The sequence below is a fragment of the bacterium genome (assembly GCA_022616075.1).
In the GTDB taxonomy this organism is placed as follows: domain Bacteria; phylum Acidobacteriota; class HRBIN11; order JAKEFK01; family JAKEFK01; genus JAKEFK01.
Genome location: JAKEFK010000154.1, coordinates 1 through 16126, shown reverse-complemented (window position 1 = coordinate 16126; position 16126 = coordinate 1). Strand labels below are relative to the sequence as shown.

Sequence of the window (16126 nt, the reverse complement as noted above, 5' to 3'; positions counted from 1 at the left end):
TATTCCTCGTTGACACTTCGCCGAAATCGTATCGGCTGGGTTGACAGCTTTCAGTCCGCTCATGCAGAGATATCAACGTCAGCCGGCCTAAAACGATGATTCAGAATAGAGATGTCGAAGAATGAAATCGAACCGGTATTACTTGGGCGCTATCAGCACGAGTTGCAATCGAATGTGCACAAAGCCGACGCCGCGTAAAATCCCAGCGGACGATTTCTTTCTGCTCGAACCAAATCGTATCCCATCAATATCTCGTCCGCAAAAGAGAGACGCAAATGACGTTTATCAGGACTAGCGTAGCTGGACTGACGATTCTTTGATTTGCGAGCGAGGTTCGAAACGTCCTTTCAGGTGACGTGCCAAAAACTCTTCGGCCCTTCCATAGAAATCCAGGATGTTTGCTTCGCGAATTAAGCCGTGTCCTTCATCAGGATAGACAACATAATCGACCGGCAGATTTTTTTTGCGCATTGCTTCTACGATTCGATCCGACGCCGCCTGCTTAACGCGCGGATCGTTTGATCCATGGCCAATCATTAACGGAACGCGGATTTTGTCGACGTGATACAGAGGCGAAATCTCTTCGTTAGCTTCCGGATCACTTTCCACATCAACACCGATCCTGCGAATCCACCTTCTTTTTACCGGTTTCCAATAGGATGGAAATGAGCTCAGGAGATGGCCCACATCCGAGGGACCTACCATGTCGATTGCGCCGACATACAGTTCCGGAGTATTTACAATGCCGCAGAGAGTTGCGTAACCTCCGTAAGAAGCACCGCTGATCCCGATGCGCTTCGGATCGGCGATGCCTTGATTGATCGCCCATCGCACGGCATCGGTCAAATCGTTCTGCATGCTTCCTTTGCACCATTGGCCGTTACCTGCATTCATGTACTTGACTCCAAATCCCGTAGAGCCACGGAAGTTTACTTGCAGCACAGCATAGCCTCGATTTGTGAGCCATTGCACTTCGGGATCGAATCGCCATTCATCGCGCCCCCAGGGACCTCCGTGAACTGAGAGCATCATTGGAAGATTCCTTCCAGTGGTTCCAACCGGAAGCGAAAGGAAACTGACCAGCTTCATTCCATCTCTAGCGGGAATCAAAATCTCTTGGGTTTTCGACATTGAATACTGATCGACCTCTGGATGTGAAACCATAAGTAACTGCGCTTTCTTTGTCGCGCGAGAATAGAGGTAGTACACATTCGGCCGGACGTCGCTGATATATTGCACGATCCATATTGTGTCAAGCGCATCACGGCTGAACACCCGAAACACTCCCGATTCCTGGTTGCGAAGGATTTTGAAATCATTGACAACACTTTTATCAACCACACGATACTCAGGTTTCAAGTAGTCAAACGCGGCCGACAAAACTCTCCCGTTTTTCTTGTCTAGTAAGACTTCGTACCGGTCGTTCACTTCCCACAAATCGGCCAAAGGATGTACCGCAATTACATCTAGAATTTTACCTGTGGCAGCGTCCAGGGTTACTAATTGGGTAGTATCGTTGTTCATTGAGGTGACCGCGTAAAGGTGGTTGCCATTGCTACTAAACCCAATCACAAGTGAGCCACCGTTGTACTGGCCAAGAAACGGAGTTTTCTCAAACGGGGTCACCAGCACGTCTCGCCACGGTTTGTCAATTCCGTCACGCACACGAATCGCAGTGGAGAGGTCCTCGCGGAACGCGGTAGCTGCCCGAATCGTGAATTGACGGTCGATTGTCCACCCGATTACATCTCCTGGATTTTGCGCCTCCAACTTTACAGCTCCGGTGTTCAGGTTCACACGGTACATATCAAACAGATTATGGTCGCGCAGATTGAGTCCAATCATCACCTCTTCCGGGTGTGCATCATCTTTTAAAAGGTTCGTGGCTCGAACACCAGCAAACGGTGTGAGATCCTGTACCGTACCGGTGCGGAGATTGACGACCTTAAGATGATGGTTCTCGTCCCCGTTATTGTCTTGAAAGAAAAGGATGTAATCGTCGCTATAGCCCCACTGGAAATCAAAGATTCCGCGTCGTTGATCTTGGGTTACCATCCGGTCATCCTTCTTGCCAGTGCTGGCGACCCAGATGTTGAGGATTCCTTCTTCAGAGGGCGCAAGATAGGCGAACCGCATGCCGCTAGGCGAAATCATAGGTTTGTCTTTCACAGGATTTCCAAACAGAACCTTTCGAGGAATCAATTGAACCTCTGACTCGGCCAAGACGACCGCAGACAAAGAGAGTAAGGCCCAAATGGAGAATGTTTGATATAGAAATTTCATTCCTCACCCTCCGCTCATTGTTCGGCTGTTGAAACAGAAGGATTCACAAGCGGCCTCATTTATCATGTCAAAATCAAACAAGAAATATGTGTGTTTCCTTCGAGAGTCCCCACCATCGGATAACGTTTCATTAAAAAAGATGCCAAACCCCGTTCTTGCTCTAATGCAATTATGAAATCGATCGACGCAAACAATCTTGAATGATATTGACATTCTGTTAGGGGTTCGCTTAATTCTGCATTGAATGGAAGCTAAGGTCCCATGTTCTTAGAAAGGTTTCGGGCTCGCCTTTTCTCCGGGCCGGTGGGAGTTGACCAAGCACAAACGTTTAACTCTGTCTGGGGGCGCATCCTCAGTGTTGTAACGCGGCTACCATTTTCAACCGCTTGCCAGAAACTACTAACGATCTGAAAAAAAGCCTGTTGGATAGTCGATTTGACCTTATGTGTGCCTCTGCCGCCCGATCTGTTCACACAGGAGTAAGATTAAGCCCTCAACGATTGTCGGGGATTTAACGTCTCGGGAAAGAAAACGAAAAAATTCTTTCAACTTGAATCAGGGCTCCTTTCCGGCGGGACACATAATTTCCTATCCTCATCATCTACATGAAGGTTTCCATATTGATGTGTTGCAGACCGGGTCCCTCGAATACCGCATTGGAGTGCAGCATCGCGCTTCTGGTTCAGGCAAAAACGCATCACACGATCTGAACCTGGGATGATGCTGCCAACGTTGCAGTTTGATCTCAAACGATTCATCCACCCAGTGGTTTGACGTCGGGCGATGAATGATAAATGAACAAGAAGAGCTTCAAGTAAATCTATGTTTCTGCGAATTCAAAAGTGGAACGATATCTTTGCCAGGCCTATCCCTTGCCGCAGTGGCAAAGTTATGGTTCCAGTCACACATATTGTTGTGTGACTTTGACCATGAGTTGGCCGGGCAGGGAAGCATGGTTTTTCTATGTATGTGACATTCTCACCTTCACGAGTCGAAGTCTTTATCAGTTTTATTCCCGGTGGAACTTCACCCGTCCGTTTGTAATGCTCGATGAGTGCGTCCTCGTTAATCTTTACCAGGCTCTGAAGTACAGGGTAACGTTCGCCATGCTCAGCGATAAACTTCACTAATCCTTCCATATCGATCACTTCAAACTCACCGTCTGCTTTTTCACGAAGAAATCTCATGAGCTTCGCCCCAATCTCTGGTGGTAAATTATTTTCATCATCTTGCATTAAATCTCACCTCCTTACCCAATAGCCGCGTAACGCTGGATCTCACCGGCCGCAACTGCGACGAGCGAAGGAATGACCCATCGGATATTTTCTTTTGTGGAAACATTCCACGAGTGAGGCAATTGAGCTGTCACTTCAACCTGAAGCTTGCTGCCCGCGGAACTGTGGCCAGTTCTCTGATTAAAGCAAAATTTTCAAACAGAAACCAGAGCAAGATCATTGAGCGCTAATCAGGGGTATCGGCATCCACGCGCTCGAGCGTCTGCCTCCATGTTCTTTTGTCAACCTGAAATCGTCCGTTTTCAGCGAGCTCACGCAGCGCATTGGCAAGCTTGAAATTCCAAGGTCGCATAGCCAGCGTATTCATCATTTCGTCCCGTTTGTCGGGGTGAAGCTTTTCAAATTGTGGTGAGGTGGCCAGTATCATGATGTTTGCGGCCTCGCCGTAGCTCAATTGCCCGGTAGTAAAACGAGACGGCAGGCCATCTAGAATTTGGTTCTGAACGTCCACCGAAAGATCGGAAAAACCAGCAGCCCCTAATATTTTCACCATATTCTCAACTTGATCGGTGTCCGGGGGATAGTTCATCAAACGCGTCAGCATCTCATTTTTTCCTGGAAGATGGGGGCGGCCAGGCGGAGGGTCGGTAGTTCGAGTTGTGATCACCAGAAGACTTACGATTTTATTCCGATCGCCTCCGTAACTCTTGATCCGGTTGAGGGCCCAGTTTTGTGAGGTTTCGTCAAGCTTGCCGAAAGGAGAACCGGCCATGCGAGACAAATTTGTAGCGAGGCGGTCATCGTCCGGTCTGGCGGCCATCGTGTCCAGCATCAGTTTTTTGCTGGAAAGCGGAAGATTTGCAAAACCAGGTTGGTCAATGACGTTCACCATATTTCCGATATTGCGCAGTTCACCTGCGGCGGCATATTGCTTAAATCGATTGATCACATCCGATTGCACATCTGGCGGCAACTTTTTAAAACCTTCACTATCAGCCAGTTTGCGCATATCTGCGGCTGTGCTCGGATTATTTTTAAGGGCGATGATATCTACTTGAGTCGCAAGACTCTTGAGAGTTTCGGGAGTAGGAACCCCAGATTCTTTGATACCGTTCTGTCTTTGAAACTCGCGGATGGCGTTTCGAGTATCCTCACTGTCAAGACCATCTTCCTTGATGGGCTTAAGATTGTTTTCTGCCCGCCATTTGTTGAGTGAGTGCTGCATATCTAGAGTTCCAGGGTGCGCCGTTCCGCCAACCTGAGCCGGTGCGGCGGGGCCAGTGGGAAGCGCCTGGTTGAGACTATGCCGCATTAATTGGCCACTGAGATTATGTTGTCCTTTGTTTTCTGTGGCCTGCATTTTCTGCGCGAGCGCAGTATTTGCCGGCTCCTGGCGTTCAGTCGAAGTCTGCCGTTCTCCTATCGATGAAGGGACGACTTCTGATGTTGTTTCGGTTGTGTTTGTCGTAGTAGGTGAAGGTATGTTTGGTGTTTGTCCGCCGATCCGTGTGTCTGCCATGGTTTTACGTGGTTTCAGTATAACACCATGGGATCGCGTCGCATTTTCTGGCGCTGTTGTGCTGCACGAGTTCGCTCATGGCCTGGGCTTCCAGACGGGTCGCGACACATAGCCCAATACGTCAGAAGAACCGGAGTTCGCTTTAACCTGGGAGCAAATTGAACGATTAACAGAAAGCCGGTTAGAAAAGAAGCTGTTTTGGAATTCTTCTGACAGCAACTTCAATCGGGGAAAGCCGATGCAGGACTGGGCAAGGATCGCGAGCTGCGAAGCAACAAATCGGTAGTCCTTCTTTCAAACATCGCTTGCGCGATTTCCCGTCACGGCGCGCCTTTGAGGAAGACTTCGAAAGTACTCGTAAATATTCGGATATGAACTTCCTTACCGATCAGGAGTCCACTCACATAAACGAAATAGAGTTCCTAATCAGATCGGAGGTGGCCGTAAACGAGTACCCCGATTAAGAGTGCAGCAGAGATAACAAGAGTTAAGGTTAACTCATCTACGCACTTCCGCACGATTTCGGGGTTCCAATGCGACAATTCACATTTTAACCATATGTTTGCCATCGCTGCTTTTTAACCATATCGCTGCCACTTGGCAAAGTTATGGTTAAAATCACACATTGGCGGGCAGCGCCGCATTAGGCCAGGACTGATTTGACTTCGATAAGATATATTATGTTAACTAAATAGGATAGAACATACGCCCTCTCTATGGATTTTGCACCCGCCGAATGCAGAGATCGTTCTTCATTCGAAGATTGGCCGCCCAGTAGATGGTCTTGTCAAAGAATAGAATGGGTGCCCTGATCCTGAGAATCCATGTTCCGGGCTCAAGCTGCCCCACTGATTTTTTCGCCTTTGCTCGCGTACGCTCGAACACACCACGAATGGAATTAGACTTGGCTCGCTCAACTCCAAATGGATCGATCAGGTGCAAATCGATATCAGTCGTGGCTTGAAACGGTTCGGTTGGCCACCATAAGGCGGCATCCAGGCGTAAGTTATTCTGCCCGACCTGAATTGGGATGTCGACTTCTGCGACCGGCACTGGATCTCCCGGTTCAGGAGGATCCGTGATGATTACAGGCTCCATCGTCACTTTGCCCCAATCGGCGAATCCGCATGTAGGAAGCTCAATCGCTCCCGCTCCAATCCGTTCCTCGAATGGCTCAATTTCCGTTCCCGATAGGATTAAAAGCGAGTAGGTCTGGCCCGGATCGAACGTGTTGAACTTCCGAAGCCAGTTTCGGAGAAGCGCGCCTGCTCCGGCAGCGTACGGTGCAGCACCGCTGGTGCCACCGAAGCGGTTCCTGAGCGAGAAGTCAGTGCCGGGGTCAGAACACACAACATCATCGGGAAGTATGATCCCCTCTTCGCAAGCCGTCTCGGTGTCGGTTGGCGCCTGGATATCAGGCTTGTAGCGACCGTCATTCGTCGGGCCGAACCCCTGATAGTCAGGCGTGACACCTGTTTGCAAGTTGACCGCGCCCACCCCGATGACCTTATGAGCGTTTGCGGGCGAGCGGACCGATTCCGGATTCGGAAATCCTTCAGTAACATTGCACGCAGTCGACACTGCGCAGTTGCCCGGACCTATCGCTGCATAAAGCGTGAAGAGGTATCGCCACTTACCGGTAAGACTCTGTGGCTGAGCCGTTTCTTCACAAACGGCGATTGCCTTAATTGTCTCGCTTGGCGCGACCTTGTTGTTAATCGGCACAAGTTCTTTAGGTGTGGCCACAATCAATGCGGGGAGGGTCTGGTTTGGCGGGGTATCGGCAACATCATCCCGATTCTTGATGTAGGAAACATGAACGCGTTGTATTTCGGAATTCGGCACTTCACGAGTGAAAAGAAAAAGTTTACCGTCCGTACTGAACCATGGGTATTCGGTGTTCCAACCTGCTTCATTGATAGTGGTTGGCGCCTGACGAACAGGATTCACCTGTTTTAAGGCGAATAGCGATTCGCTAAACGCTAAGGATGCGATAACAAAAACAATGCACTGGAATATTTTGAACATCGATTCCTCCTATTTGTTAATTGAAAGACCAGTGCAAAGTTCTTGCCTGAGGGGATCACGGGGAAAATCACTGGAATTCCGGCTTGCAAGAGAAATCGGTTTTCTGAAATAACACGTGTTGAATCCTGTTTTTGGCTCCATCGCTCTCGATAGAATTCAGCAGACAGATTTTCTCGTAAATTACCAGTCTTTTTCTGATAAGAAATGACTTCAGGATGGCTACAATTAAGAACCGGTTGGTTTTAGGAGTTCACGAACTTTTTGCAGGAGCACATCCATTGAGATAGGTTTCAACAGAAAGGCGGCGCCGGCGCTGGATACTTGTTCGTGTTGTGGGGTCGATTCCGGATAGCCGGAAATAAAAAGGAATTTTAACCCGGGATGTTCGGCTCCAAGTTGTTCCGCTAATTCAAGGCCTCCCATTCTTGGCATCACGAGATCGGTAATAACCAGCTGGAGGGATTTTTCAAAGCGGCGCACTATTTGCATCGCTTCTTCGCCATCGCATGCCTCAATAACATCATATCCAAGCGCTTTCAGCATTCCGCTAACCGCGGTACGCACCGCATCATTATCGTCCACCAGTAAAATTGTTTCGGTACCCTTCGGAAGATCCCCGGTATGAATCATCTGTGCGGGCTCTTCTGTTGGTTGATCGACCTGTGGCAAGAAAATGTGAAAGGTCGTTCCCTTGCTACGCTCGCTGCTTACGGAAATCTGGCCACCGCTCTGTTTTACAATTCCGTAAACGGTGGAGAGTCCTAGTCCTGTTCCTTTCCCGCGTTCTTTCGTGGTAAAGAAAGGTTCAAAAATGCGGGACTGGGTCTCCTCATCCATGCCGGTCCCTGTATCGCTGACAACGAGTTTCAGATACTTACCGGGCACGACTCCAGGATTCTGTTTTGCGTACTCCTGGGTCAATTGAGCGTTCGACGTTTCGATACTAAGTTTACCCCCTTCAGGCATTGCATCAACTGCATTAATAGAAAGGTTGAGGATCATTTGCTGGAACTGACCTGAGTCCCCTTTTATTCTCCCGAGATTCTTTCCCAACTGCATTTCCAGCTGAATGTTTTCTCGGATCAAACGCCGCAACATGCTTTCCATACTCGTGAGAAGTTCATTTAAATCAAGGACTCGTGTTTCCAGAACTTGCTTACGGCTGAAGGCAAGCAGCTGACGAGTTAGCGATGCGCCCTGCTCTAATGCCCTTCTGATTTCGTGAAGCTCGTGACGCCGTTCATCTGTTGCATGCATTTTTAGAAGCAACAAATCGCAGTATCCGAAAACAGCCATCAAAATGTTATTGAAGTCGTGCGCTACTCCACCTGCCAGCTGGCCAATCGCTTCCAGCTTTTGTGACTGCCGGAATTCTTCTTCCAGCTGATCCATTGCCTCAATCGCAAGTTTCCGTTCTGTAATATCGAGCATCACGCCTTGCACCAGAGCCGGTTCCTCAAGTGAACTTTCTACGGTTGTAGCTTCGTCATGGATCCACACAAGGTCGCCGTTTTTGCGAAGCATTCGATACTCGGATACAAACGATTTGCTTCTCTGGTTTTCTGCTTCCTCCCTCAGAATTCTTTCCTTATCCGCCGGATAAATGTGATTCAACCAGGAATCAACCTCAGACTGCCACTCAGCCGGTTCATACCCCAAAATTGTTTCAATCTGTGGGCTTACGTAAAGCCATTTCCCCGCCCGGCTGAACTCGGCAACATACACAATTCCAGGAATTCGCTCCACCAGCATCCTGTACTTCCTTTCCGCTTCCAGCAATTTTCTTTCAGCACTCTTGCGTTCAAGGATTTCTGCTTCCAATTGTTCCTTTGCTTTGACAAGATCATTTGTTCTTTCAGCGATTCTCCGTTCCAATTGATCTTGCGCCTCGCGAAGCCACCGGTCGGCCACTTTTCGGTCAGTAATATCAAACATGACCCCCTGAAGGATTTCTGCGCCCGTTTTTTCATCAGTGACCGTGTTGGCAATATCCTTTACCCAAACGAGTCGACCGTTGCTGGACAAAACCTGATATTCAAGATCGTATTTCCGATCAGACAGAATGTAATTATCCCGAAGCCCCAAAATGCGTTCCCGATCTTCTGAAGGAATCAAATTGAGCCAAAAAGAGCCTTTCTCTGTCCAGCTTTCCACCGGATAACCGAGCAACTGTTCCGCCTTCTTGCTCACGAAGGAAAATTGATGCGTTTTTAAATCGGCTTCCCAGACAATTCCCTCAATCGAATTTACCAGTTGCTTGTATCTTCGTCTGGATTGTTTCAGATTCTCCAGGGCCGTTGCGTACTGACTGGCGTCATGGAAGAAATAGATCTGCCCAAAAACGTCCCGGTTATCATTGGAGATGTAGGAAGTAGAGTATTCTACCCGCAACGACCTTCCGTCTCTTGTGAGCAGTTCTGCTTGATTCTTCAGAGAAAGCGTCACGCTCTCCTGAATATTGTCATGGCCCTGAGTGATCCGGAATATTTCCTCCACACGCACGGTCAATGCCTCTGCGCGATTCCAGCCCGTGAGTTTTTCACCAACCTCATTAATGTAGGCAACCAATCCCTGATTATTTGTGATGATCACGCCTTCCATCAGGTAATCGAGCACAGTGAGGGTAAGCCATTCATTGAATCCCTTATCGTCCTTCATTGCCCTCGCGGGGGTATGGGGAGAGTATACCACTATGACAGCTTGCGAGGTCCTTTTTTACCGCAGAGATCGCTGAGAACTCTGCGTCCTCTGCGGTGAATCTAACTGTGGTCCAGCTTCTGAATCAATTCGGAAATGGTGGCGAGGTGATGATCGTCATGTTCTGCAACAAAAAATGCGAAATCGATGACACGCATCGGGACTTTTAATCGCGGATGGATCGCGGATCGTTGAACGAACTCTTCTCCGTAGTCTTTGAGGCGATTTGCAAAAGCAAAACGCTCACGCTTGAATTCGGAAAGCAGTGTCTGGATTGGCGTGCTGTTGTGATTTGCTTCAAATGTTTTCTTGTTCTGCAAATCGGCAGGCCTTAAGACTGATAACGCCGCTTCGTAATCGTCCAACCGGCCCATCCCAAGCGGTTCCAGGTCCAGTAGATGACCCGCGTGCTCTTGAATGGACCATTGCTCAGATGTTTTGTAGGTGAGTACATTTGCGGGAAGATTCAGCAGAAGTTCCTCCAACCGGCCAGGGACTCCCTGCAACCTTTTGCATACATTCCGGTAAGTGCTCAACGGAAGGTCCAGCGTGAACTTGCGGTCAAACCATCGCTTCATCGGCCAACATCTTATAATGAGATACTATAATCTTGTCGTGAAAAATGGAACAGGTAACTAAAGAAATTCTTTTCCCCGGAAAAGCCAAGAAGATTTTCATTGTTGAAGATGAAAGACTGGTTGTCGAAGATCTAAAGGAACGACTGATCAAGCGGGGCTACAACGTCATTGGAACAGCTACTTCGGGAAAACAAGCTATTGAAAGGATCAAGGTAGTTAGCCCGGACCTGATCATTATGGATGTCCGAATCGCAGGTGAACTGAATGGTATTGAAGTAGCCATCATTGTGCAAAGTTATTTTGATCACCATATCCCCATTATTTTTCTGACAGGCTTTTCTGATCAGGCGTTTAGTTATCTGAAAGTCCTTCCCGACTACATTTACATCAACAAGCCTTTTCAAGAAAAGATCTTGATGGAAGCTGTCGAACGAGCCCTAGAAAAGAATAAAGAGGACAGCTAGACGTCCGGTTAACCGCCAAGACGCCAAATGGCCAAGATCAAAAAGAGGATAGTATTTTACTTATCTTGGCGTCTTGGCGCCATGGCGGCTCAAATATCCTTCAATTTATATCCCAGCGGTTTCACCGTTGTGAGGGCATCGGCAAGAATAGAAATTTTTTGACGAAGGTGCGTAACATGAACGTCCACTGTGCGCGTTGTTCCAAAATAATCATAGCCCCAGACATGATTGAGGATCATATCCCTTGTCAAAACGCGTCCTTTGTTTTCAATGAGGTAAAGGAGTAATTCAAATTCTTTCGCAGTAAGCTCCACTTCCCTTCCCTCATACAGGACCTCATGTTTGAAAGTATCCACAACGATTTGTCCATATTGAAATTCTTTCTTAGGAATGCTTCCTTCACGCCGGCGGATGTTTGCGCGGACCCGCGCGATGAGTTCACGCGGGCTAAAGGGTTTTGTCACATAGTCATCCGCGCCCAGCTCCAACCCTTCCACTTTATCAGCCAGTTCCGCCTTTGCTGTTACCATGATCACGGGAATGTCACTTAAACGCTGGTCAGCCTTTAAGCTTTTGCAGACTTCGATTCCGTCCAATTTGGGTAGTGCCAGATCGAGTAAGATAAGATTCGGTTGTATTTTTGCTGCAAGCTCGAGCCCCGTTAATCCATCCTGCGCAACATGAACTCGATAGTCTTCCTTCTCCAGGAAATAACGAAGGACGTCGATAACGTCTTTGTCATCTTCGATCACGACAATGTTCTTTCTCATGGTATACCGTCCCTACAAATCTTATTCTGATAAGAGAAACTTTCAAGCAACACAGAAGTAATGAGTCATGAAGGCCGAGCAATGAGACCCGATAAACATGGCCTGAGGCGGTCTCATTGCTCATTACTCATTGCTTTGGCACTTCTAAGTATGCGAGGATTTCCCTAATGAAAAGACCACCGCTAATACTTCCTCTCCTCATCCTATTTGTTGCTCCATTGGTTGAGGCTGAAACTCTCCCGGAATTTTATCAATCAGAGTACTCTTCCGTCTTTTCAGATCGATTGCGAATCAATGGCGAGGCGGGCGCAGCGTGGTTCGATACCGGCGAAGAGGGTGAATATCCCGACAACGAGTTCCTTGTAGAGGAGGCAAAACTGTTTATTGAGGCATCCATTGTGGATGACATTTATGCGTTTGCTGAAATCGACGTGATGCGGCGCGAGGAACCGGATGAAAAGCTGCAACTGGGAGAACTTTACCTCGACTTTGAGGATGTGTCGAAATTATGGAACCAGGATCGCGTATTGAACGTTCGTGTTGGCAGATTCGACATCCCTTTCGGCGAAGAGTATCTGACCCGGGACGCCATCGATAATCCGCTGATCACTCACTCTCTGAGCGATATCTGGGGAGTCGATGAAGGAATTCAGTTTTACGGTTCTCTCAAGAAGTTTGAATACACATTCGCTATCCAGAATGGCGGTAGCCCTGTCGCAAGCGATTATCATCCCGACAAGTCATTGGTTGGCCGGATTCTGTACAGAACGGCGCCGCGATTCCACTTTAGTTTCAGCGCGATGAGGACCGGAAAACTGGATGTCAGAGACGATCGATTCTCCGAAGTCTGGTTCGGCAATGGATTCTTCCGTCTTCTTGGCTCTATCGTTACAAGTTCGACACTAGAAGGAAACTTGTTCCAGGGAGATGGTCACAGACAATGGGAGCGCGGCCATGTGCACCTCGCGGCGGGAAAACTTCAATATGACGATAATGATGCAGAGGCTGACAACTCGCGTGATCTTCATTATTTTCAAATAGAAGCAGTGCAACACTTAAACCGCAGCAAGGAATATCCATGGTATGCGGCTGCCCGGTTCAGCAGGATCACCGCGGATCGCGGCTTTCCACTCGTTGGAAATGGCAGTCTCGAAACTTATTTATTCGACAATGACGAACTGGCGGAAGAATTGTGGCGGCTCAGTCTTGGGATCGGGTATCGAATTGGCAAAAATGTATTGCTGAAAGCGGAATACAATTTTGAAAATGGCAAAAGTCTAACTGGTGAAAACCGGGATGAGGAAAACTTTTTCGGAATGGAGGCGGCAGTAAGGTTTTAGAATGAAAAGACTTTTTTTTGCCACACTTTGTTGCTTGATCTTCAGTGGAACTCTGGACGCCGGAACAATTCGCGGTCGCGTTCGCGCCGAGTCACGCCCGGAAGTGAAGGAGGATATTGAATCAGGAAAGTACGAAAGCCGCAAGTATAAATTCATCGAGCGGATTAATTATGATGAGTTGAAAGATTTTGTCGTCTATATCGACGAACCGGGACTTGGTTTGAGCCATAGGCAGGACAATACGCTGAAAGTAATCATTCAAAAAGATGGTACTTTCAGGCCTCACGTACTTCCAGTGCTCATCGGCACAACAGTGGAGTGGCCTAACAACGACGACATTTATCACAACGTTTTTTCTATGTCGGAGCCAAAACCGTTCGATCTTGGCATTTACAAATCCAAAGAAACAAAAAGAGTTACCTTTGACAAACCGGGACGGGTGGATGTGTTTTGCTCCATTCATACCAAGATGAATTGCATCGTTCTTGTACTGGAAAATCCTTTCTTCGCTGCGACAGATAAGAGTGGAAATTTCACAATTGCAAACGTTCCGGCAGGAACCTATCAGATTAGAGCGTGGCATGAGCGGTTGCCCGGCCAGGTGAAAAACATCACCGTTACCGAAACAGGAGAGTCGACCGTTCAATTCGTGCTGGGGGTAACCGGACTTCCGAAGTATTAAACAATGTAGCGCGGGACGTCCCGTCTGCGTAGCTCGCAGGCGAGACCCGCACTACTTTGCTCAGTGAGATAAGTGGATTGTTGAAAGACTTTCATCTCAGTTTTCAAGCAAAAGTTATCATTCCTGTGGTTGCGCTGCTGGTATTTTTTCTTGCGATCATCGTATGGTTGGTCAATGGCCGCATCACAGATCAGTTTGAAGGCGAGACACGTCAAACTTTAAGAACTGCAGAAGCAGTGTTTCGAAATTCCTTCGAGATTCGAACGCGAAATCTGATCCTGCGTTATCAGAGCGTCGCAAATGAGCCACGTTTTAAAGCGGTCGCTCTGCTTTCTGATCCCAAAACGATGATAGTCCAACTGAATGAGCTTCTTCATGAAATCGGTCAGGAAGCGAAAGCCATGATTTTCACAATCGAAAACAACGTCATGCTGGCAGGCGCCAGACGCGATGCAAACCTGAATTTGCGTGAGTTTCACACCGGAAGCTCCTTTGCCATAAGCCAGGCAAGCCAGGGAAAACCTGCGGCAGATAACATCGTAGTCAATGGAAGTTTGTTTACCGCAATATCGGTCCCTGTCATCGTAAACGACGCTCTGTCGGGTGTGCTCACGATCGGAGAATTGATAGGTCCAACAGCGGCACAGGAGCTGAAACTTCTCACTCGCGCTGAAATTGTTTTTTTGGCTTCCCATCAGGTGGCCCTATCCACGGTTAAAAACCCTGATTCATTTCCAGAACTGGTCAGAATCTACAACAGGCAGAGTGGTCAAACCAACAGAAAAATAGAAGGAGTATCCGCAGGAGAGGAACATTTCCTTTGCCTTGCGGGCAACTTCCCGGTTTCCAGTGGAAGAATTGGCTACCTTTTGCTCTCTTCATACGAAAACGCTCTCCAGAGAAAGCAGGAGACACAACGAACACTGATGTTGATCAGCCTTGCTGGAATTTTGTTCAGTTCATTGTTGATCTGGGTGTTGATCCGGAAAATTACGCGTCCTCTTCGTGAGTTGCGCGATAGCGCTGAAGCGGTTGGCCGCGGTGATTTTTCCCGCCGGGTAGAGGTAGCATCCCGGGACGAATGTGGTGAGCTTGCCGCCGTTTTCAATCAGATGACGGAAAACTTAAAAACATCTCAATCAGAGGTTCAGCAGGCAATGCAGAGTTTAAAAGATACACAGGCGCAGCTCATTCAAACGGAGAAGCTTTCTGCTATGGGGAAATTTGTTGCAGGCATTGCTCATGAGCTGAATAATCCTTTAACCGGGGTCATTGGTTTTTCGCAGATGTTGCAGGAAAGCGGCATCAGCGAAAAACAGGAAAATCTTCTGATCAGGATCGTTGGCAGCGCAGAACGATGCCGCAAGATTGTGCAATCCCTTTTGAGTTTCTCCCGCCGTTACAGGCCGGAGCGAAAACCGGTGGATGTGAATGAATTGCTTGAATCCGCTCTTGAAATCTTGAACCACGAGCTCACAACGAGTAATCTGCAGGTGCTTAGCAATCTGTCGCGCGATCTGCCTGAAATCATGATGGATCCGCATCAAATCCGGCAAGTATTCTTGAACATTATCAGCAATACGATTCAGGCAACCGAAGAGAATCAAGATGGCGGCAAACTTCAGATCTCAACACAACTGATGAAGGATCAGGTCCGAATTCGATTTCAGGATAACGGGGTGGGAATATCACCGGAGGACTTGCCGAATATATTCAATCCTTTCTTCACAACCAAACCTGTGGGATCCGGCACAGGTCTTGGTCTGAGTCTGGCCTATGGTATTGTGCGCGAGCACGGAGGAAGCATTACGGCAGAGAGTGAACCAGGACAGGGAGCGACGTTCACAATTGAGCTTCCAGCGGTTCAAATTGGCAAACAGACAGAAGACTTCCCTGCTCCGGAACCGCAAGAACTCTCACAAACCTTACCGAGCGCTCAAAAGAAAATTCTGGTCATCGATGATGAAGAATCCATTCTTGAGCTGATTCGCGAAGCGCTTGCGACCCGCGGGTTTAAAGTGGACACTGCCGGTGATGGCGACTCAGCGCTTGAGCTGGCCGGAAATAATTTTTACGATCTTGTCGTTTGTGATTGGAAAATTCCCGGCAAAGGCGGACAGAAAATCTACGAACAGCTACGGCAGATTAAACCGCAAGCAGTTGAGCGTTTTCTTTTTATCACAGGAGACGTCCTGAGCCAGAACGCAGAACAATTTCTCCGCAATGAGGCCAAAATCTGTCTTCTAAAACCTTTCTCGGTGGATGAATTCCGCTCCACCATCGAAAAAATGCTTACCAACTAGGCCCTACTCAACGGAATCTACCGTAATGCCAAACATTGGCTTTTTTTAAGAGCTCGGCGTCGATTCGATCTCCACATCAAAGTAAGCGGTTCTTGATGTTGTGGCGTGATATTCGACAAGAGTCGCAAGTACTACTGACGTTGAACTTCTTGTTTTTTTAGAAGGATTTTCGCAAAAGGATATTAAACCGCAGAATATCGAACAAAGGAACTCCGAACCGCAGAAGT

Annotated in this window: 12 protein-coding genes; 5 read left to right on the top strand and 7 right to left on the bottom strand. The window is 48.1% G+C overall.

Annotated elements, in window-relative coordinates:
• Nucleotides 1–291 precede the first annotated feature (291 nt).
• The 3 genes from L0156_12455 to L0156_12445 form a co-directional block, all read right to left on the bottom strand.
• Complete coding sequence (locus tag L0156_12455) at nt 292–2283, bottom strand: S9 family peptidase (GenBank protein ID MCI0603812.1); 1992 nt, start codon at nt 2281–2283, stop codon at nt 292–294.
• 836 nt (nt 2284–3119) lie between these two features.
• Nucleotides 3120–3518: a hypothetical protein gene (locus L0156_12450; GenBank protein MCI0603811.1), complete on the bottom strand. Its 399-nt coding sequence runs from the start codon at nt 3516–3518 to the stop codon at nt 3120–3122.
• Between the two features lie 226 nt (nt 3519–3744).
• Nucleotides 3745–4878 carry a peptidoglycan-binding protein gene (locus tag L0156_12445; GenBank protein ID MCI0603810.1) on the bottom strand — a complete coding sequence of 378 codons (1134 nt, stop codon included), beginning with the start codon at nt 4876–4878 and terminating at the stop codon, nt 3745–3747.
• Between L0156_12445 and L0156_12440 the strand changes: the two genes are divergently transcribed.
• Nucleotides 4868–5149 (top strand): hypothetical protein, encoded by a 282-nt coding sequence (locus L0156_12440; protein MCI0603809.1) that lies wholly within the window; start codon nt 4868–4870, stop codon nt 5147–5149. The genes L0156_12445 and L0156_12440 overlap by 11 nt on opposite strands.
• A gap of 602 nt (nt 5150–5751) precedes the next feature.
• On the opposite strand, the gene L0156_12435 is transcribed toward L0156_12440, so the two are convergent.
• The 3 genes from L0156_12435 to L0156_12425 form a co-directional block, all read right to left on the bottom strand.
• Nucleotides 5752–7065, bottom strand: a complete 1314-nt coding sequence (locus L0156_12435) for a S8 family serine peptidase (protein ID MCI0603808.1) — start codon at nt 7063–7065, stop codon at nt 5752–5754.
• A 225-nt stretch (nt 7066–7290) separates the two neighbouring features.
• Complete coding sequence (locus tag L0156_12430) at nt 7291–9723, bottom strand: PAS domain-containing protein (protein ID MCI0603807.1); 2433 nt, start codon at nt 9721–9723, stop codon at nt 7291–7293.
• Nucleotides 9724–9824: 101 nt separating this feature from the next.
• Nucleotides 9825–10340: a DinB family protein gene (locus L0156_12425; protein ID MCI0603806.1), complete on the bottom strand. Its 516-nt coding sequence runs from the start codon at nt 10338–10340 to the stop codon at nt 9825–9827.
• A gap of 44 nt (nt 10341–10384) precedes the next feature.
• On the opposite strand from L0156_12425, the gene L0156_12420 reads away from it, so the two are divergent.
• On the top strand, nt 10385–10804 hold the full coding sequence (locus tag L0156_12420; protein ID MCI0603805.1) for a response regulator: 420 nt from the start codon (nt 10385–10387) through the stop codon (nt 10802–10804).
• A gap of 89 nt (nt 10805–10893) precedes the next feature.
• On the opposite strand, the gene L0156_12415 is transcribed toward L0156_12420, so the two are convergent.
• Nucleotides 10894–11574 (bottom strand): response regulator transcription factor, encoded by a 681-nt coding sequence (locus tag L0156_12415; GenBank protein MCI0603804.1) that lies wholly within the window; start codon nt 11572–11574, stop codon nt 10894–10896.
• Between the two features lie 167 nt (nt 11575–11741).
• Between L0156_12415 and L0156_12410 the strand changes: the two genes are divergently transcribed.
• The 3 genes from L0156_12410 to L0156_12400 all read left to right on the top strand — a co-directional run bounded on the left by L0156_12410 (nt 11742) and on the right by L0156_12400 (nt 15899).
• Nucleotides 11742–12914 carry a hypothetical protein gene (locus L0156_12410; GenBank protein MCI0603803.1) on the top strand — a complete coding sequence of 391 codons (1173 nt, stop codon included), beginning with the start codon at nt 11742–11744 and terminating at the stop codon, nt 12912–12914.
• Between the two features lies 1 nt (nt 12915).
• Nucleotides 12916–13596, top strand: a complete 681-nt coding sequence (locus L0156_12405; GenBank protein ID MCI0603802.1) for a carboxypeptidase regulatory-like domain-containing protein — start codon at nt 12916–12918, stop codon at nt 13594–13596.
• 77 nt (nt 13597–13673) lie between these two features.
• Nucleotides 13674–15899, top strand: coding sequence for an ATP-binding protein (locus tag L0156_12400; GenBank protein ID MCI0603801.1), 2226 nt, complete (start codon nt 13674–13676; stop codon nt 15897–15899).
• Nucleotides 15900–16126 lie beyond the last annotated feature (227 nt).